Source organism: Leptospira fainei serovar Hurstbridge str. BUT 6 (genome assembly GCF_000306235.2).
In the GTDB taxonomy this organism is placed as follows: domain Bacteria; phylum Spirochaetota; class Leptospiria; order Leptospirales; family Leptospiraceae; genus Leptospira_B; species Leptospira_B fainei.
In genome coordinates this window covers 1-25330 of record NZ_AKWZ02000007.1, presented here as the reverse complement: position 1 = coordinate 25330, position 25330 = coordinate 1, and the positions used below count along the sequence as shown (strand labels likewise).

22 protein-coding genes and 1 pseudogene are annotated in these 25330 nt (G+C 43.5%); 9 read left to right on the top strand and 14 right to left on the bottom strand.

Annotated features, from left to right (window positions below; genetic code table 11):
* Positions 1 to 1290: a KamA family radical SAM protein gene (locus LEP1GSC058_RS08055; RefSeq protein ID WP_016549117.1), complete on the bottom strand. Its 1290-nt coding sequence runs from the start codon at positions 1288 to 1290 to the stop codon at positions 1 to 3.
* Positions 1291 to 1358: 68 nt separating this feature from the next.
* On the opposite strand from LEP1GSC058_RS08055, the gene LEP1GSC058_RS08050 reads away from it, so the two are divergent.
* From LEP1GSC058_RS08050 to LEP1GSC058_RS08040, 3 genes are all read left to right on the top strand, one after another.
* Positions 1359 to 2042, top strand: a complete 684-nt coding sequence (locus LEP1GSC058_RS08050; RefSeq protein ID WP_016549145.1) for an HAD family hydrolase — start codon at positions 1359 to 1361, stop codon at positions 2040 to 2042.
* 443 nt (positions 2043 to 2485) lie between these two features.
* The gene (locus LEP1GSC058_RS08045; protein ID WP_016549101.1) at positions 2486 to 3313 is read left to right on the top strand and encodes a GerMN domain-containing protein; all 828 of its coding nucleotides are present in this window, start codon (positions 2486 to 2488) and stop codon (positions 3311 to 3313) included.
* 189 nt (positions 3314 to 3502) lie between these two features.
* Positions 3503 to 4753, top strand: coding sequence for a GGDEF domain-containing protein (locus LEP1GSC058_RS08040; RefSeq protein ID WP_016549144.1), 1251 nt, complete (start codon positions 3503 to 3505; stop codon positions 4751 to 4753).
* Here the strand turns inward: LEP1GSC058_RS08040 and LEP1GSC058_RS08035 are convergent.
* Positions 4716 to 5105 (bottom strand): LIC11299 family lipoprotein, encoded by a 390-nt coding sequence (locus LEP1GSC058_RS08035; RefSeq protein ID WP_039948196.1) that lies wholly within the window; start codon positions 5103 to 5105, stop codon positions 4716 to 4718. The genes LEP1GSC058_RS08040 and LEP1GSC058_RS08035 overlap by 38 nt on opposite strands.
* 72 nt (positions 5106 to 5177) lie before the next feature.
* Positions 5178 to 6284, bottom strand: a complete 1107-nt coding sequence (mqnC, locus tag LEP1GSC058_RS08030; protein ID WP_016549106.1) for a cyclic dehypoxanthinyl futalosine synthase — start codon at positions 6282 to 6284, stop codon at positions 5178 to 5180.
* A 336-nt stretch (positions 6285 to 6620) separates the two neighbouring features.
* Here mqnC and LEP1GSC058_RS08025 point away from each other — a divergent pair, with 336 nt between their 5' ends.
* Positions 6621 to 8705 carry a heterodisulfide reductase-related iron-sulfur binding cluster gene (locus LEP1GSC058_RS08025; RefSeq protein ID WP_016549109.1) on the top strand — a complete coding sequence of 695 codons (2085 nt, stop codon included), beginning with the start codon at positions 6621 to 6623 and terminating at the stop codon, positions 8703 to 8705.
* Between the two features lie 82 nt (positions 8706 to 8787).
* Positions 8788 to 9540, top strand: coding sequence for a hypothetical protein (locus LEP1GSC058_RS08020; RefSeq protein ID WP_016549103.1), 753 nt, complete (start codon positions 8788 to 8790; stop codon positions 9538 to 9540).
* Between the two features lie 145 nt (positions 9541 to 9685).
* On the opposite strand, the gene LEP1GSC058_RS08015 is transcribed toward LEP1GSC058_RS08020, so the two are convergent.
* Entirely contained in the window at positions 9686 to 10279 is a 594-nt protein-coding gene (locus LEP1GSC058_RS08015; RefSeq protein WP_016549102.1) for a CsgG/HfaB family protein, read from the bottom strand.
* A 417-nt stretch (positions 10280 to 10696) separates the two neighbouring features.
* Positions 10697 to 12310 (bottom strand): peptide chain release factor 3, encoded by a 1614-nt coding sequence (locus tag LEP1GSC058_RS08010; protein ID WP_016549160.1) that lies wholly within the window; start codon positions 12308 to 12310, stop codon positions 10697 to 10699.
* A 298-nt stretch (positions 12311 to 12608) separates the two neighbouring features.
* On the opposite strand from LEP1GSC058_RS08010, the gene LEP1GSC058_RS08000 reads away from it, so the two are divergent.
* Both LEP1GSC058_RS08000 and LEP1GSC058_RS07995 read left to right on the top strand, forming a co-directional pair.
* Positions 12609 to 13541, top strand: coding sequence for an ornithine carbamoyltransferase (locus tag LEP1GSC058_RS08000; RefSeq protein WP_039948195.1), 933 nt, complete (start codon positions 12609 to 12611; stop codon positions 13539 to 13541).
* 101 nt (positions 13542 to 13642) lie between these two features.
* Positions 13643 to 14632 carry an HpcH/HpaI aldolase/citrate lyase family protein gene (locus LEP1GSC058_RS07995; RefSeq protein ID WP_016549097.1) on the top strand — a complete coding sequence of 330 codons (990 nt, stop codon included), beginning with the start codon at positions 13643 to 13645 and terminating at the stop codon, positions 14630 to 14632.
* Between the two features lie 149 nt (positions 14633 to 14781).
* On the opposite strand, the gene LEP1GSC058_RS07990 is transcribed toward LEP1GSC058_RS07995, so the two are convergent.
* Complete coding sequence (locus LEP1GSC058_RS07990) at positions 14782 to 15225, bottom strand: LIC11177 family protein (protein WP_016549113.1); 444 nt, start codon at positions 15223 to 15225, stop codon at positions 14782 to 14784.
* A 162-nt stretch (positions 15226 to 15387) separates the two neighbouring features.
* On the bottom strand, positions 15388 to 16398 hold the full coding sequence (locus tag LEP1GSC058_RS07985) for a rhomboid family intramembrane serine protease (RefSeq protein ID WP_016549108.1): 1011 nt from the start codon (positions 16396 to 16398) through the stop codon (positions 15388 to 15390).
* Positions 16399 to 16563: 165 nt separating this feature from the next.
* Here LEP1GSC058_RS07985 and mtnA point away from each other — a divergent pair, with 165 nt between their 5' ends.
* Positions 16564 to 17643: an S-methyl-5-thioribose-1-phosphate isomerase gene (gene mtnA, locus LEP1GSC058_RS07980; RefSeq protein WP_016549099.1), complete on the top strand. Its 1080-nt coding sequence runs from the start codon at positions 16564 to 16566 to the stop codon at positions 17641 to 17643.
* 32 nt (positions 17644 to 17675) lie between these two features.
* Here the strand turns inward: mtnA and LEP1GSC058_RS07975 are convergent, their stop codons facing one another.
* From LEP1GSC058_RS07975 to LEP1GSC058_RS07960, 4 genes are all read right to left on the bottom strand, one after another.
* Complete coding sequence (locus LEP1GSC058_RS07975) at positions 17676 to 19166, bottom strand: DUF342 domain-containing protein (protein WP_039948194.1); 1491 nt, start codon at positions 19164 to 19166, stop codon at positions 17676 to 17678.
* 262 nt (positions 19167 to 19428) lie between these two features.
* Positions 19429 to 20460 (bottom strand): alpha/beta hydrolase family protein, encoded by a 1032-nt coding sequence (locus LEP1GSC058_RS07970; RefSeq protein ID WP_016549158.1) that lies wholly within the window; start codon positions 20458 to 20460, stop codon positions 19429 to 19431.
* 39 nt (positions 20461 to 20499) lie between these two features.
* Positions 20500 to 21012 carry a chemotaxis protein CheX gene (locus LEP1GSC058_RS07965; RefSeq protein ID WP_016549129.1) on the bottom strand — a complete coding sequence of 171 codons (513 nt, stop codon included), beginning with the start codon at positions 21010 to 21012 and terminating at the stop codon, positions 20500 to 20502.
* Entirely contained in the window at positions 21003 to 22184 is a 1182-nt protein-coding gene (locus tag LEP1GSC058_RS07960; protein ID WP_232224645.1) for a hypothetical protein, read from the bottom strand. Before LEP1GSC058_RS07960 ends, LEP1GSC058_RS07965 begins: the two co-directional genes overlap by 10 nt.
* Here LEP1GSC058_RS07960 and LEP1GSC058_RS07955 point away from each other — a divergent pair.
* On the top strand, positions 22183 to 22926 hold the full coding sequence (locus LEP1GSC058_RS07955) for a class I SAM-dependent DNA methyltransferase (RefSeq protein ID WP_039948205.1): 744 nt from the start codon (positions 22183 to 22185) through the stop codon (positions 22924 to 22926). The genes LEP1GSC058_RS07960 and LEP1GSC058_RS07955 overlap by 2 nt on opposite strands.
* Before the next feature lie 134 nt (positions 22927 to 23060).
* On the opposite strand, the gene LEP1GSC058_RS07950 is transcribed toward LEP1GSC058_RS07955, so the two are convergent.
* The 3 genes and pseudogenes from LEP1GSC058_RS07950 to LEP1GSC058_RS07940 all read right to left on the bottom strand — a co-directional run.
* Complete coding sequence (locus LEP1GSC058_RS07950; protein WP_016547490.1) at positions 23061 to 23813, bottom strand: transposase; 753 nt, start codon at positions 23811 to 23813, stop codon at positions 23061 to 23063.
* A gap of 128 nt (positions 23814 to 23941) precedes the next feature.
* On the bottom strand, positions 23942 to 24526 hold the full coding sequence (locus LEP1GSC058_RS07945) for a transposase (protein ID WP_232224644.1): 585 nt from the start codon (positions 24524 to 24526) through the stop codon (positions 23942 to 23944).
* Positions 24527 to 24861: 335 nt separating this feature from the next.
* A pseudogene (locus tag LEP1GSC058_RS07940) lies at positions 24862 to 25330 on the bottom strand (integrase core domain-containing protein); the annotation flags it as partial.

Sequence of the window (25330 nt, the reverse complement as noted above, 5' to 3'; positions counted from 1 at the left end):
TTAGGATCTCCTCCAATCGCCGACGGAAACTCCTTTATTAACCGAATATGTAGAATTTCGAATAGACTCCCAAACTTTCGGATCCAATTCAGGATAGTACGATTCGTAATCGCTATCGACAGGTTCAGGACTCAGGTGATAAGTTCCACGAACTGCCGAACGAAATACGTGGGTTTTCGACTCCTTATGGAAACCCAAATACCAATTCGGACCGAGAGTGATTTTTCCACCGCCTCCGGGTAAATCGTTCACGAACTGAGGAATTCCCATACCTCCGATTTTACCCCTCATATATTCCAATATCTGAATTCCTTTATAGAGGGGAGTTCGAAAGCCTCTGGATCCGGGAATCAATTCCGGATCGTACATATAATAAGCTCTAATTCTCAATTCTAAGAGTTTTTGGTGCAATCTCAACATGGACTCGCCGTCGTCGTTAATTCCCTTTAAAATCACGCACTGGTTTCCTATATTTACACCCGCTTTTAATAGTCGCAGCACCGCTTCTTTCGCTTCGGATGTGCATTCCTTTTCGTGATTGAACTGAGTATTACAAAAAATAGATAGATTGTCCGTATTATGAGATTCGATCATTTTACAAAGTTCTGAAGTGATTCGCATCGGTAATGTGACAGGATTCCTAGTGCCGATGCGACAGATCTTGACGTGGGAGATTTTTTCCAAATTCTCGAGAATCATATCGATCTTCGAATCGGAAAGGTTCAACGGGTCGCCGCCGGAAATAACGACGTCCGAGATTTCAGGGTGTCCTTTTATATAATCGAAACACGCTTCGAGATCGATAATTTCCATCCTTTCGAAGCTATCGGAGACTTTACGTCCGCGCATACAATGCCTGCAATAAACGGAACATTCATGGTTGGAAAATAATAAAACCCGATCCGGATACATATGCGTAAGACCTTTTACCGGCGAAAGATCCTCCTCATGAAGAGGGTCCATAGATTCTTCGGGCGCAAAAAAAGCCTCCTCTCTCTGTGGGACGATCATTTTACGTATCGGACATTGAGGGTCGAAAGGATCGGATAAGGAGAGATAATAAGGACTCGCGCCTACATTCAAACGAACGGTTTCTTGAATACCTTGCCGTTCGGATTCGGTTAATTCAAAATACAGATTCAAATCTTGCGCTTGAATTCTGTTGCGCAACTGAGCTTTATAATCGGACCACTCGAAAGATGAAAACAATCTTTGGCGTGCTTTCGACAGTGAAGCCGCGTCTTCTTCTACAGGATTTTGAACGAATTTTCTCATAGCGGCTTTCTCCATTTCCTCCTCGAAGGACGGAAAATCAAGCGAAGGAAAAAAAGGATGTCGCCAAATTTAGACACAAAACTATGGCCTTGTCCATGAATTGGAATCCTAAATCGGTTCGAGCCCTCGCCTTCGACGTTGACGGAACTTTGTTTTCCTCCGAAGGAATTATTTTAGAAACCTATGCCGAAGCGATTCGCCGGTTTTCACTCGCCTCCGGAATTCCTCTTGAGATCCCGGATCGTGAGAAAATCATGCTCGAAATCGGAAAACCGGTCAAAACCATTTTCTTAAATCTTGTCCCTCAACTAAAGGAATCCGAAAGAGACCAAATCTCCGATTCGGTATTGCATTTATTGGTGGATAAGATTCGTGCCGGGGAGGGAGAATTTTATCCCAAAGTTTTGGAAACCGTTTCTTCGCTAAAACAAAAAGGTTACCGAATCCTTGCGGCTTCTAACGGACGCAGGCCATATGTCGAAACCATCCTGGAAGTCTCGGGAGTTCTTCCCCTTTTCGATCCGATCCTGATTCTAGATAATAGTTCTTTAAAAAGCAAAGCCGACCTTGTGGCAAAATACTTGGTCGATTACGCTCTTTCTCCGGAGGCCCTTTTGATGATCGGGGATCGTAGCTCCGACTATGAAGCGGCTCGAAAAAATCAGTGCCCCTTTGCATTCTGTGCGTACGGACACGCGCCGGTTGGAGAAATACCGGATTGGGAAGTTTCCCTTGCTCAATTGCAAGACTTGGACAAGATATTCTGATGAGCCAATCGAGGAAGATAACACTCGTTTTCCTGGCAATCGCCTCCTCCCGATTTCTCTACTAATTGAATCTAAAATTTCCCGCACACCCCCTGTAAGAGCTCCCACACCGAGTGGGGGATAAAAAATCTTGAAATAATACGGATTTTGTGAAATGAGGGCTTTTCCACCGCTTCGCTCCGGCCCCCGCCCGTGGAAGGGTGGGGATTTTTTCCCCTCCGCCCGACTCGCCGAGAGATCCGCTTACCGATAAACCGCAAATTGCCGAGCCGATTTCCTTGGTCGGGGCAGCAAATGCTCGGAACACGTTTTCGAGGAATTTCGGCCAACTGCCCTCCTTTCTGTAAAAAAGAGGATTCTAAAAAGCCCGAAGATTTACGGTTCCTACAAGAATCCTTCTAAAAAGTGAGAAGAGCATTCCAAGAACTTCCGAAAATCTAATTGTGCCGGAATCGGAAAAATTGAAATCCCTCTTATACGTTCTGACCGGTATTTTATTTGTCTTGGTTCTATTGGATAAATCGACCGGAGCAGGATTCAAATCTACCGCAAACGGCGGTGAGCCCGGCTTCTTTTCGACATTCAATACGATCGGGAAAACGACACCTCAGCCTCCTCAAGCCACATCCGGAAAACAAACTCACGAAGAAGTGATGGATAAGGCAGAGGATGAAATTCTTTCCGAATTAATGCAAAACGGAGGACAAACGGTCGGCCAAAACTGGACGGAAAGCGAGACCACCGACTCGGACGATATCTTTATACCGGTTGTCGATAATCCAAAAGCTACAATTTCAGAATCTGCTGGCAATCAAGAGGTCCAACACGAACCGGGAGAAATTGAACTGTATTTTCTCAAATTCTATGGAAAGGGAAACAAAAGTCATTCAAGGCTCGTTCGAGTCAAACGCAGGCATACTTCCGGCGACAAAGTAAATTTCATTCTAAAGGAGTTATCAAAAGGACCCGATCAGGATGAAAAAAGAAGCGGCGTATTGAATGCCCTTCCTGCAAAATTCTCCTACTCCAACGAATATTCCGTAGAAAACGGTATTCTGAAACTTTCCTTAGGCAGCGAATTCGAAACGGGCGCGGGTCCGGAATTGTTAAAAGATCGTGTGGATCAACTCTGCTATAGTTTAATGGAAAACCTAAACGTAAAAGGAATCCGGCTCTATATCAATGGTAAAAAAGTCCGTTCCTTAGGTGGTGTTGGGCTTCCTATCCCCGAGGTTCTTACCAAGAATCCTAGGAAAATTGCCGTACTATAATTCAAAAAAATCACTTTTTTGACACAAGCTTACGTTATCCGCGCTTCCTCATTCTTTTTCCGAGGCAAATCGACGTTTTTTTGCTCCGTACAAAATTCTTTCTTGCTATAACGAATATTAAAATCGAACCGTGGATCTTGGGGACGGAAATTTTTCGGAATCCATCCGGACCCAAGCGGAAAGAAAACAATGGTTCAATGGTTTCCCGGTAGCGACCTTCGGGCCCGCCATCTATTTAAGAGAATTCTATTTAACAACTATCCTAGTGAATTCATCGAAAGAAACTTAGCCGACATTCGGCAGTCTCTCGCGATCCACTATTCCTTTTGTATCCTAATCACATTCTTCACATTTTTAATCCCGGATTCCAGGACCCTTAGCGGTGAACCGCTATTTTTACTTTACTCTAGCAGAATCACTCTTGTGATACTCTCCCTCGTATTTCTCTGGAGAAATTCGCTCAAGACCGATTGGAATCCGAAGAATATGGAATCCTATAAAGTGTGGTCCTCTTCCGTTCTGCTCGTTTCGTTTTTACCGTTCTTATATCTGGACGAAGTTCATTACGATATTTATCTTCATCAGGCTACTGCCATTCTTTTGAGTATGAATATCCTACTATGGTTGACCACGACAACCGTAGTGTTGGTCAATCTCACATTCGGAATCGCTTTTTTCGGAATTTGCTATCTCTCCGATTCCATATCCAACGCATTCCAGGAGTTTCCGATCCTATTAACCTATATTTTCGTCGGAACTTTCGGAAACGTCATCATGAATTATTGGAGAATGATGGACTATCGCGATAAGAATAAACTTTCTCGCGCGGTAATTCGCCTCCGAAAGAAAAATGACCAGATCAGAAAAATTTCCAGCGTCGACGATCTTACGGGCTTATACAACCGTAGGTATCTGATCGAACAGTTCGATATCTTCAAAAAACGCGCCCGCAGATATAAATTCAATATGGCCCTTATCATCTTGGATATGGACCATTTAAAGGAAACAAACGATAAATTCGGACATATGGCTGGCGACGAAGCATTGCAAACTCTCTCGGCCGTCATGAAATCCAGAGTCAGAGCGACAGACGTGTGCGCGCGGATTGGCGGCGATGAATTTTGTATTCTTCTAGATTCGGTCGATCCGGAAGGGCTCGATATGCTCTGCGAATCTTTAAGAAAAGGCGTGGAAGTACAGTCCTTGTCGATAGAGGACGAGCACGGAACCCCTGTATTTATAACGATTTCGATCGGAGCATCAATCCTTCCGTTTGATGAAGACTTAACCTTCGACGACCTATATCAATCGATCGACTCGGCTCTTTACAAATCGAAATCGGCCGGAAGAAATAAGGTTACCATCGTCGCCGCAAGTAAGCAGGACAAACAAAGAGATGCGTTCACTTCTTGGCCGGCGGAAGTTCGTATATATAAGTAAGTTCGCAGTATTCGCCGTCGCCGAAATACGTCTGCGCCTTCTGTTCCAGAAAAAAAAGCCGATGTTTTTGATTCGGTTCCAGCTCGTCCAACCTTTGAGTTACTTGCAATTTCGCCGCTTCGCAAGAGGATTTTTTCATTTTAAAAACATCCTGTTCATCCACTGAGACGACGGAAGCTTTACCCATCGCAATGAACTCGTATTTATGAGGCCCGAGTATCTTCACGCTTACCCCGGTTTCTAAATGGACTCTCTCTTTATGAGAAGGTCCACACGCGCAGACCGATAGTATCGCTGCGAGCGCTATACACTCTAATAAAATTCGACTTCTTATATCGGAGAAACGTAACATTGGACCCCCTCGGTCTTCTCGTCTTGTTTACGAAATGAAATTATTATGAAAACTATCTTCCGGTACGGAAACTCATGAAAGCGATTGCGAATGCTCTCTCCCTTCGTATTTTTCATAGTTATACAGGAGGTCCCTTCTCTTAGGCGAAAATCCCGCTTCCTGTAGGAATTTCACCGCTTCCCTTTCCGTCTTTAAACCGAAAGAACGAAGCACATTCTCCTCGATGACGACTGAGGAAATATCGTCCGCCCCGCTAAACAAGGCAAGTTGTCCTACCCCTTTTCCCAAAACCATAACGGATGTTTCAATATGCCGAATATTATCTAAGAAGATTCTGCTGATCCCTAAAACTTTCAGATACTCGGTGGTCGGGACCGAACGTACCTTAAATCTTTTGGTCTGAGGTTGAAACGTCCAAGGAATAAAAGAAAGAAACCCACCTGTCCGATCCTGTAAATTTCTCACGACCGTAAGATGTTCGATCACTTCCGCCTTCGTTTCTTCGGACCCGAATACGATATTCGCGCTGCCTGGAAGACCTGCCTCATGACAAGTCTCCATCGCAAGCACCCATTCCTCGGTCGTTGCCTTCTTCGGGGAAATAATATTGCGCATTCTATCCGTAAGTATCTCGGCCCCCGCTCCGGGAACAGAATCCAATCCCGCATCCTTTAAAAGATAGAGAACATCCAGCAAGGATTTGCCGGTAATCTTTTCAAGATTGATGATCTCAACGGGAGAAAATGCCCGAATGTGCATCTCCGGATATTTTTGTTTTACCGAGGAAATTACATCCAAGTAATAATCGAACGGGAGATCCGGATACACTCCGCCTTGCAGGAACATTTGGTCGGCGCCTTCTGAAACCGCGTAATCCATTTTTTCCAGAATCTCTTCTTTAGAAAGAACGTATCCTTTCCCGTTCCCGATCTCATCCATAAAGGAACAAAAGCTACATTCGACATTGCAATAATTCGTGTAATTAACTACTCGAAACATCGTATAGCTGGCGCTGGAATGCGGAAGAATCTTTTCACGCAACGTCCGAGCGGTAGCCATAATCTTTAAATGGTCGCCGTTCTCATACAGCTCTAGGGCTTCCCCGGAAGATATCCTCTCTCCGGCCAAGGCCTTCTCTAAAATAATATCCGTCGCTTGCTTTTGGAAAATAGGGCTCATTATAATACTAGCTTTTATTCGTTTACGTTGTTACCTTCAGACTTTTCGCGTACCGGAAAAAGGCGAGACCTTTTTCCCTTTTGGTTGAAAAGCAGGCTTTCTAATTGCGACTTATTCTCGACAAATTGCAAGAGGAATCTTAGAGAGCGGGAATTGTTTTTAGAATGCCTATCTCTAAGATAATAACGGCTAATAGAAATGATTATTCAAAGAAGGCTCAAATTCTCCGGTTCGGATCAGAACGGACGTTACGGCAATTTTTCCTGGACAGTGTGATTCCCCATCGTTACGGTGCTTCTGAAGACCATCCAAAGACAAAGGTACTACTGAAAGACTATGGCTATATCCAAGATCGCCTTCCACGTGATTTTCACGGTTCTGTTCGCAGTCGCGAACTTCGTGTTCGTCCGCGCGGTCCTCTACCGCCTCAAACTTGTTTTCAACGGTAGAAAAGCAGCCGGAACCGAAGACTTCCGGGAACACCCGAACTGGGGATTCAGAATCAAGAGTTTCCTAGTAAACGTAATCCTTCAAAAGAAGAACTTTAAAGAACCGTTACGTGGAATTATGCATGCATTTATATTCTACGGATTCGTAACATATTTGCTACATACGTCCAGCCAAATGGTGGCGGGAATATTCGGTTACGGACTGGAAGATGCATATAAATTTTCCTTAGTCGGATCCGTGTTCGGTGATACCGCCAATTACGTTTACGAATATGTCCTGCAATTCGTGACCGTCTTAGTTCTTGTAGGTTTGGGTTTCTTTGCATGGAGACGATGGATTCAGAAAGCCAAAGGATTGGACGTGCATTCTCCTGCGTCTGCGATCGTAATCGCGATGATTTCCATTTTAATGATTTCGACGCTATTGGGAGAAGGTGCAAAAGCTGTCGGAGCGGAATACGCAGACCCCATTCATGATGCAGCTCCTATCGCCGCCGCGATCGGGAATATCTGGCAGGCAATCGGTGTGGAATACTCTACTGCAGATTTAGTCGTTCAAATTATGTGGTGGTCTCACATTCTTGCGGTTTTCGCATTTATGCTGTACGTCCCGACCTCCAAACACGCACACTTGATCTTTGCACCGTTTAACTACTTTCTACAATCCGATACGCCTAAAGGCGCCCTGTCCAAGTTAAACCTAGAGGACGAAACGGCGGTCTGGGGAGTGAATCGTGCGGAAGATTTCCCTTGGCCGAATCTACTCGACGGTCTTTCCTGTATCGAATGCGGTCGTTGCCAAGTACAATGCCCCGCTAACCGAACCGGAAAAGTTCTGAATCCGAAAGCTATCATCGTAGATTTAAAACATGCACTAATGGACAAGCTTCCCGAAGTTGCAAAAATTCGCGAAAGCCAAGGCGAAGGAGCCGCAGACGCTGTTGCCGCCATCGATACCGGTGTCATCAATAACTACGAAGGCCTTTCCGAAGAAGCGCTTTGGGGTTGTACTACTTGTTATGCTTGCGTAGAAGCTTGTCCTGTCGGAAACAATCAAGTCAATGCGATCATGGAAATGCGCAGACACTTGGTTCTTGCAGAATCAAAATTCCCCACCGAACTACAAAATGCGTTCGTGAATATGGAAAATAATTCGAATCCTTGGGGTGTTGCAGCTCACTCTCGTGCAGACTGGGCGGAAGGGCTCGGCGTCAAGACTATGGCCGAAGACTCCAATGTAGACGTTCTTTATTGGGTAGGTTGCGCAGGCGCCTATGATGATCGGAACAAACGGATCGCTCAATCGTTCGTTAAGATTCTTCAAAAAGCGGACGTCAAGTTCGGAATCTTAGGCACGGAAGAAGGCTGTTCGGGGGATTCTGCACGTCGCGGTGGAAACGAATATCTCTACCAAACGTTAGCTCAAGCAAACGTGGACACAATGAACGGATATAACGTAAAGAAAATCGTTACCGCTTGTCCTCACTGCTACAATACCATCAAGAACGAATATCCGCAATTTGGCGGAAACTTTGAAGTGATCCACCACTCCGAGTTCATCAACGAACTCTCTAAGAGCGGAAAAATCGAAGTGGGTGTCGCAGAAGATGCAAACGCAGGCAAGTATACCTATCACGATTCTTGTTACATCGGACGTTATAATGACAACTACGAAAATCCTCGTGACGTAGTTAAGAAAGTTTCCGGCGGAAAATTGTCCGAACCTTCCGACCATCATACCAAAGGACTCTGTTGCGGAGCCGGCGGAGCGCAAATGTGGATGGAAGAGCAGAACAATGATCGCGTTAACTTCAAGCGAACGAATCAATTACTTGCAACCGGTGCGACCACTATCGCTACTGCGTGTCCGTTCTGTATCACAATGATCACGGACGGAGTAAAGCAAGAAGGTAAAGTCGAAGAAGTAAAAGTGAAAGACATCGCTGAATTAGTTGCTGAAAACTTGAAGTAACGATTCGACTCGTTTCCGAAACTTAAAAAGCCTCCCGAAAATAAGGGAGGCTTTTTTTCTTTCTTCGTTTTCTATAGCCCGTATGCGATTCGAAATTCTTCCGATTTTAGATCAAATGATCGAACTATATCAAAATCCTCTGAATATGGAACGATTCCGGAAATATTTAGACTTGGCGCTAAACGAAGACAAAACCGACGTCGAACTCCCTATTTTAAATTTCAATCCGATGGCAAAGGCACACATTCTTAGCAAATGTATAGAATTACAAAATCTGCATGCGGAAACATTGCTGGGGAAAGAAATCGAGAACTACAATAAGGAGCGGAAGGAAACTCGAAGCTCCGCTAAAATCAAAGTATCGATTACGGTAGCGGATGATATCGCAGGCAGTTGGACAAATCGATATTCAACGGATTATAGTTCGAAATTCGAGACTTTCTCGCTTCTAAAAAGAAATTTCTGCACTCCGCTTTTCTTTGCGTCCGAACCATTGGAGCCGAATATGATTCGTCTGCGCTGTAGAGAATACATTCTAAGAACGATTTTTCAGCTCGAATGGAAATATCCAAAAACCTTGGGAGAGCATATCGCGCAGGAAGGAAAAGTAAAAATTCGCACGAATCAGGAAGATGAAATCGAACCGGAGCAACGGTTTGTGGATTTTTATTTAGAAAATAGAAATAGTAACGACCGTTCGAAAATTTTTCCCTTTCTGTACGGTGACGAAGCCGCAATTCAATTCGGTTATGATCCTTTGGGAAATGCGGATTTTTTCGGTTTTAAGACGGCTAAAAATTTATACCAGGAATACGAAACCGAAGCCGGTAAATAGAACGATTAGAATAAAAAAAAGCGGAACGTTGCCGTCCCGCCGTGAATCATCTGGTGCAAATACAATATATGCGACGGGCACCGATTAAAAAATACACGAGATAATAGAATTTTTCCATTCCGGAATTTCCTTTTTTTACCTCGAATCAGAGTTCAGTAAGTTTTTTACTGAACAGCTCGTACATGGTATTTTCCGCATCCAATATAGTCTGTTCTCCGTTATTAAAAGGCATATGCCCTTTTAGGATAGCCTCCCAGGCGATTACTCCTGATTCGATATCCACAGCCTTAACGATTACTTCGGCCATGAATCTTACGCGCACTCCCCTTCTAGCTACATTATAATTTGTAATTTTTCCAAAGAGAGCAAAATTCGAATTCAATAATTTTCCGATATTTAAACCGTCGCTTTCAGTCACACCGGTTTTACCGAACGTCATTTCATTTAAAAGTTTATCGACTTTACTTCGTTCCAGAACCGTCAGACCCGTCTTTACAAGTGCCAATTCTGCTTTCTCTCGATTTCTTGCCTCTATATTTTTTCTACGGTTCGCAACCGCCTCATTTTGCTTCAGCCCCTCCGCCATTTCGAAAGGAAAAACGACATATTTATCCTTTCCGGGTTGAGAGATTCCGGATTTAGCGATTACTTGAACGTCGAAATGTTGCGCGCTTTTGCAATCAATCAACGATAGAAAGACCGTAAGTAACGCGGCGGTTCGAAAACAATTAAGTTTCATCGATTCTCCTCTTTGAATAAATAATGGACATGCATAAGCGACATTCCCTTTCTTTCCGCTCGAAATCGAGCAAAATTATCCGCTAAATATTAAACCTTTCATAAAAATCAAAATAAAAGCTCACTAAGGTTATATCGGTGAAGCTCGATTATTATCGATCGAAGACGGGGCGCGGCATTACTTTCAAATCAACGTTCCGCATTATTTTTAACGTTGCACGGATATACGATTTTTAAGTCTTAATCTTGGCCGAAATCTCGAAAAAATACGATCTTACTCTTCCGCTTTCAATCGAAAGATAAGATTAGATGAAATTGTTTATCCACACTAAGGATCAATACTTCGGTTGAGTGTCTCTTAATACCGAAGGTTCTTCGAAAGCCGAAGCTCAATTCGCTTCCTGAAATTCGAATCGATTTAATCTTGCAGAATTTCCTGAGTAGGATAATCCAAAAGACGGATTTCAGGATTCTTCTTTTGAAAATATCCTTTTTCCCATTCCGAATCGAATAATAAGGCGGCTCGACCGATACTATCAACGACCAGATTGGAACCGGCAGGAACCTTTCCTATATCTTCCTCAGGAAGCCAGCATGAAACTTGGTACGGAAGGATATTGATATTGGTAGGAGCTCCGTATTCGTCTTGAAGACGTCGGCGGAATACTTCGAATTGCAACTGTCCCATTGCTCCGATAACCGGAAGTCCTCCCCCGACGGTTTGAGAAGTAAATAAATGCAAAATGCCTTCCTCCGCCAGCTGTTCGATTCCCTTTCGAAAACTCTTTAAAGATCCGGTTTCAACGCAAGAAAGTGTCGCAAAAATTTCGGGCGCAAATACCGGAAGTGGTTTTAAATCCGGAACCTTTCCGCTAGCCAGCACGTCGCCTATCGCATATGTGCCCGGGTTTACTAATCCGATGATATCCCCAGGATAAGCTTCATCCACTGTATTTCGATCTTGACCGAAAAACGCGAAGGAGGATGAAAGCTTCACTTGCTTTCCGAGTCGACCGTGATTTACGTTCAATCCTCGTTCAAACTTTCCGGAACAAACTCTCAAGAATGCTATACGATCCCGATGCGCTTTGTTCATGTTCGCCTGAACTTTGAAAACGAACCCGCTAAAGGGAGTCGTCACCGGATCCAATCTCGCACCGTCTTTCAAAGGAAAATATAAAGGAGGGGGGGCAATTTCTAAAAAGTGATCCAAGAACAATTGAATGCCGAAGTTGTTCACCGCAGATCCAAAAAATACGGGAGTAATTTTAGATTCTAAAAAATCCTGTAAGGAGAATTTTCCGATCCCGTCCTCAACAAGTTCAACTTCCTCACGAAACGCTTTCAAAACCCAATCTTCGAACATAGAGTCCAAATTCGGATCTTCGATACCGGAACTTTGGAAGGCCGATTTTTGCGAGCCTCCGGGAGTTTTATCGTACGTATAAATTTTCTTATCAAGACGATTGTAAACTCCGCTAAAATCCACGCCGGTTCCAATCGGCCATACCATGGGAATTGCAGTAATACCTAATACTTTTTCTATCTCGTCCAGTAATTCAAAGAGAGGCTTCGTCGGGCGGTCCATTTTATTGATGAATGTAACGATCGGAATTCCACGATCTCGACAAACTTTAAAAAGTTTAATGGTCTGGGGTTCGACCCCCTTTCCGGCATCCAAAACCATGACCGCAGTGTCCGCTGCGATTAAAGTCCGATATGTATCTTCCGAAAAGTCCTCGTGGCCCGGCGTGTCCAATAGATTTAAAACATGATTCTTGTATTCGAATTGTAAGGCGGCGGAAGTAATCGAAATTCCCTTCTCCTTTTCCATTTCCATCCAATCGGAAGTGGCAGCCTTGCGATTCTTTCTGGCCTTAACGGCTCCCGCTAATTGAATAGCGCCCCCGTAAAGTAGGAGTTTTTCAGTGAGAGTGGTTTTTCCAGCATCAGGGTGAGCGATAATCGCAAACGTTCTTCTACGTTTGGTTTCCTCTTCCACAGATTTCTGGGTAACGACCGATTCAGACACGATGTAAATCTCCTCTAGGAATACGTTTTCCTGAGAGGATCCCGTGTCAGCACGAAAACCCTAAGGATTTATTCATGGATTCGTATTTAGCCGGTAAACTCCCCGTAATCAGTGTCATAGATAGTCCCCTAATTGAAATTTATCGTCCGACTTTTCTAACGGTCGATTCGCACGCTTTTTTCCCCGGAAAACACTCGGGAGGGGGATTCCCTCCCTCCTTTTTTTCAGTTATTTCTGCCCGGCTTTTTGAGGTTGTCTAATGCCGAATCCCGTATTTTCCTGGCCTTTGACTCACATCATGTTGGCTTCAAAAATAAAACATCTGATTTGCTGGAAAGATTGGGCAGACGACGAAGTGCTGGATCTTCTACAATTTGCCATTCATGTGAAACACCATAGGGCGAACTACCTTGGGCACATGACAGGTCGGACTTTGGCCATGCTCTTTCAGAAAACCTCCACGAGAACGAGGGTTTCCTTCGAAGTCGCGATGACTGAAATGGGTGGACATGCAATTTATTTGGATTGGATGACTTCGAATTTTCTTCTCTCCGATATCGATTTAGAAGCGGAATACTTATCTAGAAACGTCTCGGTAATTATGGCGAGAATGCGCAAGCACGAAGATCTTTTACAGTTGAAGGAAGGTTCCCAAGTTCCGGTGGTCAACGGCTGCTGCAATATGTTCCATCCTTGCCAATCCTTGGCGGATATCCTGACTATAGCGCTGGACAATCCTAAACCTCTCTCGGATCTGAGCCTAACTTATATAGGGGTTCACAATAATGTGGTGAACTCTTTGATCGGAATCACCTCCGCGCTAGGAATGCAACTGACACTTGTGACTCCGATTGCCGATGCGGAAAATATCGATCACGAAACGGTCGAACGAGCAAAGAGAAAGGGCACTCTCCACTGGGAAACGAACCTGATCGGAGCGATTAAGAATACGGACTATATCTACACCGATACCTGGGTGGATATGGAATTTTTCAACGATCCTAACTTTGCGGATAAGAAGAAGGCTAGGATGGAATTAATGATGCCTTATCAGATCAACGAAGCTCTTTTAAAAGAAACGAAGGCGAAAGTGATGCACGATATGCCGATTCATTCCGGATATGAGATCACTCGCGAGGTCGTCAGAAGCCCTAGATCGATTATCTTTCAGCAGGCGGAAAATCGACTAGATGCTCAAAAAGCCGTCATTCTCCAGCTACTAGAAGCCTAAAGCCCAGCCTCCAAAAATCCGTTGCCGGAAGGGCCACCTCCGAAAACCCTGTTCCAAGAACGGCCGCGATCGGCTTTAAAAACGGAAACAAAGGTATTTCTATGTCCAAACTTACCCATCCAAAGGATGCGCTATTCGAAGGAGAGAAGCCCTTCCCCATCATTCCTGCCTGCGAGCATTTTGCCGGCTCGGAAAAGCTTATCACCAAAGCGCTTGAACTCCAAAACAAACTCGGCGGTCTTTTTGACATTACAATGGACTGCGAAGACGGGGCTCAAACGGGTAAGGAAAAAGAGCACGCAGAAATGATTGTGCGGATCCAAAACTCAGAACTGAATAAACATAATATGAGCGGGGTTCGTATTCACGATTATACGAATTCATACTGGAAGCAGGACGTAGATATTATCGTACCGGGCGCGGGTGCAAAAATCGCGTACATCACGATTCCAAAACCTACGAAAGCATCTCAGGTCGAAGAGATGATCACGTACATTCAGAAAGCGGCTCAAAAGGCCGGAATCAAACGTGAAATTCCGATTCACGTTTTAATCGAAACTCATGGAGCTCTATGGGAAGTGGAAAAAATCGCCGCTCTTCCTTGGATGCAAGTTTTAGACTTCGGATTGATGGACTTCATTTCCGGACACCATGGTGCGATCCCGGCTTCTTGTATGAAAAGCCCGGGTCAATTCGATCATGAACTTCTAAGACGCGCGAAATCCACCGTAGTGGCTGCAGCATTGGCTCACGGAGTGATTCCGGCTCATAACGTAACATTAGATTTAAAGAATCAGTACCAAACCTACAAAGATGCAAAACGAGCTCACGACGAATTCGGCTTCTTGCGGATGTGGTCGATTTATCCCGCACAAATCCAAGCAATCCTGGACGCGATGGCGCCGGATTATAGCGAAGTTCAGACTTCTGCCGAAATCCTGGTAAAAGCTCAGGACGCGGAATGGGGACCGATTCAGCATGCCGGCGATCTTCATGACCGAGCTACTTATCGCTATTTTTGGGAAGTTTTACAAAAAGCAAAACTCACAGGAATTTCTATTTCGGAAGAAGCTGCGAAGAGATTCTTTTAAGAATAGAACATTTTTCGAATATTGGAAAGCCGCAGAATGATTCTGCGGCTTTTTTATTTCGGGCCAGGAAGGGTGGGCATTGCAAAATCACCTTTTCCAATTTTCAACGAAGATTGAAATTACTAAAAAAGCAAATTGAGATCTGTGCGTTATCTGCTAAACTTTTCGTTTAGCTTGCCAATGAGTTCGTTCAAACTACGGTCCATGTATTCCCAGGCCTTCTTACTCATCGGTTCCAAAGGCATCTTCTTTTGAAGCTGCTTGAATCGATCAAAAGATTCCCTTGCAAAATCCAGAAACCGACGTGGGGTAATTCCGAGGCGATCAAATTGACTTTCATGTGAATTAAAAAGTCCAGCCACCTTTTCGCGGTATTCGCCTTCCAAAAAATAAAAGCGAAGGTCGCCCATCGACTCGTCTATAGCTTTATAGATCTTACGACCAGGGCCATCTTCCTTTTTCGGAGACGGGTCGGAATCAGGCCTCACGACAATCACGCTCTTCGGTGTCTTATCCTTATCTTTCTTTTCGAGTTTTTGAAATTTTTCCCGCTTCAAAACTTCGCTAAGAATGGTTTTCTTTTTTTCCGCCAACTTGATTCGGATCCCTTAAGGTTAGTGATATCGAGGACTCGATTGATAACTAGTATATAAACTTTGGAAATTTATGTCCAGTAGTTTCCATCCGGTTTTGAAAACGGAATTCCTTGAAAATATAAGCAACTTCTCGCCTAAGAAAATCCCCACCATGCTCTTTTAGACGAGAGGATCTTTCTTTCTCAACCTACGCAATTCACAATTTTGCAACCATTCGCAACGTAGGCAAAACGGATCGTCAGAGTCGTAAGAAGAAGGCGGGCAAAGATTCGTATCCGTAGCTTGTAACGGTTCTAGAATCTTCTCTCTTTCTTCGACGGACGAAATCGCATGCAGCTTATTTAGTAAATCTCGGTTTTTACGAATTTGAACTTCAAAGAAATCCTCCATCGGAACCGAAGTGTTTGGACTCACGACCTTCTTAATCCTTTTGATAAAGATGGGAGATTTAACCGGTTTTCCCCAATGAGCGAAAATTTTTAGCGCAAGTAAACCGAATACTGCACCGCCAAGATGTCCGGAATTACTCATCATTCCAAAAAAAGAAGTCTGATGATCTTCACTCCGATAATACTGAAGCAATGTAAAAAGGTCATAAGCAAAGCCTACACCTATGAGAACCCATGGAGCGTATTTTGCTCGTACCGGCGGGAAGGCAAATCTCGCATCTGGAAAAAGAAGTCCAAATACTGCAAGAATTCCAAAGACCCCTCCGCTCGCTCCGATAGTAGAAGTGTGATAACTATCCCAAGAAGAATATTCAGGTACTAAGCCGGTCTTTAATCCGACAAAAGCAAAAACTACCACGAAAATTCCGCCACCGAGTTGCGATAAAAGATAAATCGTAAAAAATTTCCACTCGTTCATATAACGACAAATCCAAAATCCGAGCGTATATAGACCGAACATATTCATGCCTATATGTAAAAACGGCATGAATAATCCCTCGCCAACTACATGAAGAAAACCGTAGGTAAAGACCTGCCAAACCATTCCCTTCTCTACGACGAGGCTTGGATTGAGACCAAAGTAATACGTTAAAATTCCCCCGCCGCCTTCGAGCATGAGGAGTCCCCATACGGCGAAGTTCGTAAATAGTATAATGTTCAGGGGATGGAATACGGAAAATCCGAACAGCTTCAGACTAGAGCCGTAATTTCTCTTTGCCATTATGTAAGGTTTAAGGGAACTGGTAGTGGAGTCAAGTAGGCAAAGCCGGGGCTTATGCTAGCCCCGGTTCGTCCTCATCCCCTGGGAGTTGGCGGATGACTTCAATCACATAGTTATAATCGTAGGAAAGGAGGGCTCGCTTTAGTAAATCGGGCCAAAAAAAGTTTGGAAAAGCAAAATTTACGACCTATCTTCTGGGAAGGCCGAATTTTACGTCTTTTAGACCAGCGCATGATCCCCGGCAAAAAAGAATGGTTTTTGGCGTCCACTGCAGACGACACAATCCTAGCTATCCGCGAAATGATTGTTAGGGGGGCGCCGGCGATCGCCATAACCGGATTATTCGGCGTTGTCTTAGAATTAAAAAAATTCGATACCAAGCCGTCGTATGAAACGCTGGAGATAATTCTATCTCGCATTTTAGAATCGAGACCGACGGCGGTTAATCTGCGAACCGCTCTCGACGAATTTAGGAAACTACTCCCAAAGGAAAAATTCGAATCCTTAAACTTCGGTGAGATACAAAATATCGCCGAGAAATTTGCGATTAGCGTCTACGAAGATGATATTCGAAATAACATAGCTCTATCCAATAATGGATTGGCTTTATTTCCGAATAAGTCGGAAAAAATAAAAATATTAACTCACTGCAATACTGGAGCTCTCGCAACCGCGGGTCATGGGACAGCCTTGGGGGTAATCCGTTCTCTCCATGAAGGAGGATATGATTTAACCGTTTATGCAGATGAAACACGCCCCTATCTGCAAGGCGCTCGCTTAACCGCCTGGGAACTACTGGAGGAAGGAATCGACTCTTATCTAATTACGGATAGTATGGCAGGTTGGCTAATGGCAACTCAGAAAATTAATGCCGTAATCGTCGGGGTCGATCGAGTCGCAGCAAATGGAGATTCCGCAAACAAAATCGGAACCTATCCTTTAGCGATCGTTGCAAAGGCTCACGGTGTCCCTTTCTATATAGCCGCCACGGAAAAAAGTTTCGATTTCAGGATAGCTTCCGGTAAAGATATTCCGATAGAGATGCGAAATCCTGAAGAAGTTACAAGATTGAATTTCCTGAAAAAAGAAGACGGTTCTCCCATCTTGGGTGAAGGCATTATTGCTCCGAAAGCGGTCAAAGCCTTAAATCCTTCTTTTGATGTAACGCCTGCAGAGTTCATTACTGCGTTTATAACCGAAAGAGGTATAATAAAACCCTCCGAAATCCAAAAGGTATTCGGTTAACTAAATCGAATACCTTTCTGCACGACGTTTTCTCATTTTTGAGCTTTGACTGCGACCATTGCCGCTTTATCCTGTCCAGGATGAAAACGCATCATGAAGGCGGATTGAAATTTATCTATCTTCTCGATTTGCCTTCTATACTTGATAATGGCTCCCTTATAAGCGCCCTTCCGAACGACTAGTTGCACCTCTCCAGGATGGAAGCGAGTGGTTCTGAGAACCTCGATCTTTTGCTTTAGGGCTTCCATAAATCGATTTTTTTCGTTATACTCTTCAAAAACCTTACGATAGCCCTCTTTCTTCTCTTCGGGAATTTGACCGCGAGATCGTTGCACTAGCTGCTTGATTTGCTGAATTTTAGGAAGAACCTTCTCCATCTCTTTTTCGGCCGAATGCAAACGTTTAGTCAATTCCTCGAATGCGCGATCGTTTCGAAAATGAAATCCTAATTCAACGACGGTATCTAATTCCGCCTGAGAGCCCAGATTACTACAAACCAAACCCGTAAAGGTCGTTACGGAAGAAGAAACTAGGTTAGCATTCGAACCGTTCAATGCGATCGTCCCGAGACAATGGATTTTGGAATTCAAAATAAATCCCTCGATCACCACGTCTCCGTCGACTTCTATCTCCGCGTTTTCAATGAATTTAGCGTTTAGGTGGCCGCCGATTTTTATGACGTTTTTGCCATCACCTTTAATTCCGCCGCTTGCTTCCAAATCCCTAGCGATGGTAAGATCGGAAGATTCTATATTTCCTTTTACGATCAGACTTCCGTTTGTCACGACGGAAGCCCCCGATTCTATATCACCTTTGACTAATACGTTTCCGTCATAATTAACGTTTCCGGTTCCTAAGCCTACATTGGAATCGATTTGCAATTCCTGAGAAACGGTGACCGAACTGTCGGTGGAAAAAATGGCCCCATTTGTAGTTGCGTGATATTCGCGTAGCGGCTTTCCGTCTACCAACGTCTGCCTTTCCTGCACGTTCTTTCCGACGGTTAATTTCGGTCTTTTGATCGCAGGAGGAGCTATCGGCTTTCCAAATACGTCGATTCCGGCTTTGCCAGGAATTCCTTCGAAGAGTGTAGCAAGTTTCTCGCCCTCTTTTACATATATATATCGATCGATATTTCGAAAATCGGCTTTTCCATCTTCTCCGATTTTTACCCTTTGAGCTTGAGGGTGGTAAAATTTCAGCCATCCGTCCTCTCCCCTCGTCGGAGGAAGACCGGCAGCAATAGGAAACGTTACCGGCGAAAAATTCATTTTCGAAGTAGCATCGGCCAAATGCTTTAGCGTCTGATAAATTTGATCGTTTAAAACTCGTTCTTGAGATATATCTCGATCATGTAAAAATTCTAGGATAACTCCCGTTGATAAGGAACGCCCTTTTATCATCCCAGGCCGAATCGTTAGTTCGGCTGATAAAGCGTCATTAGCTACTTTTAAAGTAAATACGCTTTCCCAGCTTGTATCTTGTTCCGGCAATCCTGAGGTTTGTTCAGTACTCACAATCATTCTACCTTACTAACAATCGGACCTTCTCACTAGTTGCGGCCTTTTTTATAATTTAGCAACAGGTTAACAATTTTCTGACAACAATCGTGTCCGATTCTCAAGTTTCTCTTTTTTCGCGTTCCATTGGAGACAAAAGTTTACACTTAAATCTCTTACGTTTCCCTCTTATCGTCGACTAACGAACGTTCCAACTCGAGGCATTTTGGGACGAAAGTACCTTTATATGAGGACGGATAAATTTCGAGAAAAATAACATCTCCTTTTAAGACTCAAAGGCGTTTTTTATGAAGAATCCCCATATTTTAGCCATAGACGGAATTTCCGGAAACTGAGTATAGAATGGCAAATGATCGCCATGGGTCAATAAACGCGATTTTACAAAGATCGGGGGGTCCTTTAGGCGATTCCGGAGGTCCAGGAATAAATCCTCGGATTCGCCCGGAGAAATCACCGGATCGTCAAATCCGTGTAATAATGCGATCGGTTTTCTCCAAGAAGAGGTAAAATTGGCAGGGGAATTCTCTTTGATGAAGCCAGGTGGAAGAGAATTCAAAATTTCCACCGACAATTTCTCCCGGAAGGATGGCACGGATCTAATTTCATCCACAAATTCGCGTTCCTCCGAACTCAGAGCCGAATACATTCTAAGACCGATTGCCGCCTCTTCCCGTCGTTGAAGGCCCGAATCCAAAGCGGATTCCCGAAAGAATTCTTCCAAGGCCTGAAAATTACTCCTGATCTTTTTAATGTAATTGTAGAGCATTACGTACACCGCATATGGGTCTCTTTCAAAATTAGCGATTACAAACGGAAGCGTTTTGCTAAAATCCGCATATGTCCCTACCAACAAGGTAGACGATAACCTGACTTGTTCCTCTTCGCTCGAAAGAGCGACCATTCCCATTCCGGCAGAGAAGCTTGCGGACAGATACGAAACCGGTTTTCCTTCCAGCTCGTAAATGGCGCGAAATGTAGAACGGATTTTAGGCACAGTTTCGGACGAAACTTTCAAGCCTCTGACTTCCGGCAATTCGGGTAAGTAAACGGTAAATCCGGTATTATAGAGATGCCTCGCTAGTTCCAAAATTCGAGGATCCTCGATGCCTCGGGCGCTCATCCCGTGCTGGATATAGACAGCAGGCGCGTTTTTTTTTCCTGGAAAAATTTTCGTTCTTATTTCTAATCCGGAATCTATCAGTATGTTTCTTTCTTTGAACGCCGGAACGGAAGAAAAACCGAGACCTGCATATCGAACCAGGAAGGGAAAGCCGACTAAATAATATTTTTCTATCATAGTTGAAAAGCGAAAGAAACCATCCTAACGGTTTTCGAATTAATATTTTTTCATAAGAAGAATCAGATAGATTCTTCCAAGATATTGTTTTACACTTTCATCTTTTAAGAAATAGATTAGTATATATTGTCTAAAATGTTCCAAGTCGACGGGAACTAATTTATGATTCAGATTTTCGGGCGGTAATATATCGATCTTAAATCTGCCCAATTTCATTTCCGAAATAAGCTCGGCGCAAATCTGATTGGCAAATTCAAGCATGATCGATGCAGCATGGCTTCGGATAGTCGGATCAATATGGAATGAGCGAGCGATCTTCGGTAATAATTTTAATTTTGTATAACCGTCCATGGCTAAAAACAATCGACCTTCCGCCTCTCCTTTGAATTCTACGGATGTGCAATTTTCGTAACAGAACCCTTCATTCTTTGAAGGGCCGAAAGCTTCTCTAGCGGCATTAACTCCCAAATTTTTATCTAGAAATTCCGGAAAGATCTGCGAGATCGTAAGAATAAACTTTTCGTCGAGTAAAGGATCCAAATTTAAAGACATACTAAACGATTTAAACCTTCCGTCACGGATGAGTATAACGCCTTTCTGGCTTTATACTCCCAATCTTTGTCACCGAGCCGAATTCTGACTGAGGCGCCGACATTTAAAGAAAGATCCGAAGAACCCAAAAATTCCATAATGAGAGGAAGAGAATTTTGAAATTCGATCCAATCTTCGGAAGTCAAAAAAGCGGCAATCCGATTATTTCTAATTCGAAAAAGAGACGGTGATTCCCTATATTTTTCTTTCCACCAATTTCCGAAGCTTTTCAATGCTGGAAGCAGGCGTCCTTCTATCCCCCGGAATTCCACAAACATAAGGATTTTCGGCTCCTCGCCGATAACTCTTTCCTTTTCCAAAATATTGCAAAAAGATAAATGAGATAGCCAGCCCGTTTCGAAATCCTCCGTCTTTGCTGCCAATACGAGCTTTTCGGTAACCGACTCAAGCAAGGGGGTGATTATCGAAATATTAAGATCTATTTTCGACCGGGAAATGTATAAAACGCATCCGACAAGTAGGCCTTCCCACTCGAGTTTCCATATTATAGCCTCGTCAGTGGGAGTCTCTACGACTTCCGGAAACCCGTCTTGGAATACGATCATGCTTCCTTCTTTCGTTGCGGAACGACTTAGTTTTCGATTCGGTGAGTATAAATGAATCTCCCAATGATCTCCTTCTGGTAAAGAACGTAAAAAATCCTGCAATACTTCATACGTCCGACCTTTCACGGGAAAGTGAAAGCGGATTGGAGTCGCGTCGGCTTCTTCCTGCGGAATCTCCGGCAGCCCGTCTTCCTCCCTAAGCGATTCGTCGGTTTTTTCGTAAGTTGGAGGAATTCCGATCGTCGAAGTTTGAGTTTCTAAAGAAGAAAATTCGTTCAAATTCGTCTGGAGTTCATCAGCTTGGAAATTTTCCTTAGTATGCCGGCTTGCTTCTTCCCGTTTTTCAACGTTAGTTCGGACAACAAATCCGAATAAAGTCAGCATGGTAAGTGAAATCCCCGCTAGGGCAATGATTTCTCCGTCTATCCATAGCAGAGAATTTCCCTCGGCAACGAGAAAGGTCGAAAGAAATAGAAAAAAATCCCCGAAAAATTGCATTTTGCCGGACTCCGTTCCGTTACTATATGTAACGGGCAGACTTCCTTCTAGCTCAAATGATTTTTCCATGAAACTATACACGGAACTCGCGGAATACTACTTCGATATTGAAAAGAATACCAGGAAATTCGACTTGGAAACCCAATTCTTAGATCGTCTGTTCCGAAAGCACCGAATTCGCAATATTTTAGACCTTGGATGCGGTACAGGGGAACATGTTACTCATTTCCAGGGCCTCGGTTACAAGCCTAAAGGCGTGGATTCCTCTACCCGAATGATCGAAGTGGCAAAAAAACGCTATTCACATTGCCGGTTCGAAGTAGGAAATATACAAACGTATAAAGCCGCCGAGCAATTGGACGGAATTATAAGCCTATTCGGTTCGTTTAACTATCTGTTAAGTAATGAAGAGGTCGAGGCTTCTCTTAAACAATTAGAGCAAAATCTGAAACCCGCCGGTATAGCGGTCCTGGAAGTTTGGAATGCCGAACCGTTGAGGAAGATAAAGAGAAAGGCAATTGCGCCAGTGTCGCAGACTAAGGCTCGTAATACGATAATTCAAAGAAATCGAGGCTTTAGATTGGTTCGCGCGGACCAAGCCACCGTGGTGGAAGTAAACTACATTTATAATCTTAATTCGAAAGAGATCAAAGATAAACATTTGATGCGTGCTTATTTTCTCACCGAATTCCAGAGGATGGTTTCAAAACATCGAATGGAAATTCTTAATGTGTATTCCAATTATAGCGAAGTAAAATTCCGTAGTAACGCCAGCCGGATGATATTGGTGCTGAAGAAAAAAAGTGTATAGCGCTATAAGCTGCACGGGGAGCCCACCCTTCCTGGGTGGGAGCCTGTTGAAAAAGAGGCCTGGTTTGTCTGAAAATTCTTCTTCCTCTTTAAAGCGAATGGCAAAAAGAAGAAGGGACTGCCGTAGCAGATCGTTTAAATATACCGAAATCCGCAAATTTTTCCTATGTTGTGAGCGGAGCATCTTTCGGACCATTCAAGAGAAACTTTTTCCAATCCTTTTGTCATGAATCTATTTCCTGCACGAGATCCTTTCATTGCACCAAAGACGCCTTCAATCGAAGAAAACCGTTTGGCATAAATTTTTCTCGATTTCGGGTTTTGTAACTTTTTGCGCATTTCCATCGTGTAGAAATTATTCAGCTCGCTCGGATGGTAGTTTTTACTTGGACTTAAATGAATGTAGTTTCTTCTCAAGTTATTAGAATTCACCAAAATGGATTTAGATCGACCTTTTGTGCAGAAATGTTTCAACTTACAGCCGTTGCAACCCGTCGATCTGTAATCCGAATAACTGTATTGTCCATGAAGATACTTTTCGGATCGGAATTTAAGTGTTCTGCCCGATGGACAGACGAAGTTGTTAGCTTTCTTTTCATAGATAAATTTGATGAACGGAGGCCTTCGTTTGGAGAAATCGGTAACTTTTGGGATCTTCCCTGCTTGGAATAACCTTGTTACTTTTTGATCGGGACAATAAAGATCGAAGTCTTTTAATCTCTGGAAATTACTTTCGCTTGCATAACCGGCATCTAAGACATATTGAATTCTATTTAAATCTTGTTTTTCCGATCTTAAGAATTCGTAGCAAGATTCGACTTTTCGAATCATTTTCTCCGCAAACTTAGTATCGGATTGTTCCGTTTCCACACTGTGAGAAATGATCATGTTGGATTTGCAATCGACCGCCGCTTGAGCATTGTAACCTACCAGGAATACGTTTCCTTTTTTCTGTAGATCGCAATCTCTCTCATAGAGATGGACTCTACGACGGTCTTTGTGCTTTTTTAGGAATTTTACCGCATCCTGTAAGCTTTTCTGCCTTTAAGTTCTAATTCTTTTCTTTTGTCTCGAATTTGAGAACGATCCATATCGGCAGACTTTTCCCATTCTTGAAATTTGACCTTACTTACCTTTTCGATTTGTTCAAGTCTAAGCTCGAATTTTTCCAGGTCCCCTATATCATCGGGATTCGCATTCGCCTTTATCTTAGTGCCATCTATGGAAACGGTTTCAAAATCTATATAACCGCTTTCGTAACCGAGAAATACCGTTTGAGAAAATAGATCTTCGATTTCAGTTCTGTGAGTCTTTCTGAACTTTGAGATAAAACTATGATCCAGCTCTTCTCCATCCAGAAGATAGATCAATTCAGCTCTGAGTTTGGATATCCTACAGAGTTCCCGCATCGAGATATTGCCGATTAAAATGGAATAAAAAAGAGCCGAAATAACTTTCTTCGGTGAAATTGCAGGTCTTCCAGTCTCATCATTCTGGTAATTCTTTTCGAAATCTTCGAAATCTAACCGATCAATGACTTTCTTAAAACCGTGAATCGGATGTTCTTCCCCGAACAATTCCTTGAAGTCTAAAACGTACATTCTAAGCTGATTTCGGATCCGTATTCTTGAACTTTGCCATTCCGTAAATCTAGCAAGTTCCCTAAAATTGCATCCCTTTTTCAACAGGCTCGTGGGGGATGGAGGCGGTTTCTCGAAGCAAAGTTATTTATCACGAATTATCCGAACTGTCAACAAGGCCTCAAAAAAGACTGTAGGAGCTCCAACACAAACTCGCTAAGAGAAAGGGTTTCCAAAAAAGCGGGATTGTGCTAACGAGGGGCTTCGGAGCGGGTACCACCGACCGGCCCCCACCCAATAAGGGTGTGTACGTCCTGGAACATAGGTAACACTTTAGACCGGAGACATGGGTTACACTTCAAAGTCCTAGATATTTTTCTTTGTGTTCTCATTCAAATAACCTATTTTCACAAAGCTGAAATAAATGGCCCATATACCGTCGTCGACAGGTTCAAGGCCGATATTCTCTCCACCTAAACTCTTCGTAATAAAGAATCTTTGATTTTTCCAATAAAAATTACCGTCATCGACTTTACGAATTTCAAAATGATCTGGATAAAATATCTCGGATAGACGATTCGGATAGGATCTTAGGGAAGGTTTATAGATCTTCGCAGGCGGCTTCTGACCTAACGCCTCATGGGGACGATCATGGTTATATTCCGCTCTAAAACGATCGAATGCCTTTTGCTGCTGTCTCATATTAGAACGAATCGGATAAACCGCTTCTGCCTTCAAAGTCCTATGCATTCTTTCATGCCTTCCGTTCTCTTGTGGTTTCCCCGGATGAATCCTTTCCGGAAAAATACCTAATTTGATCCACCA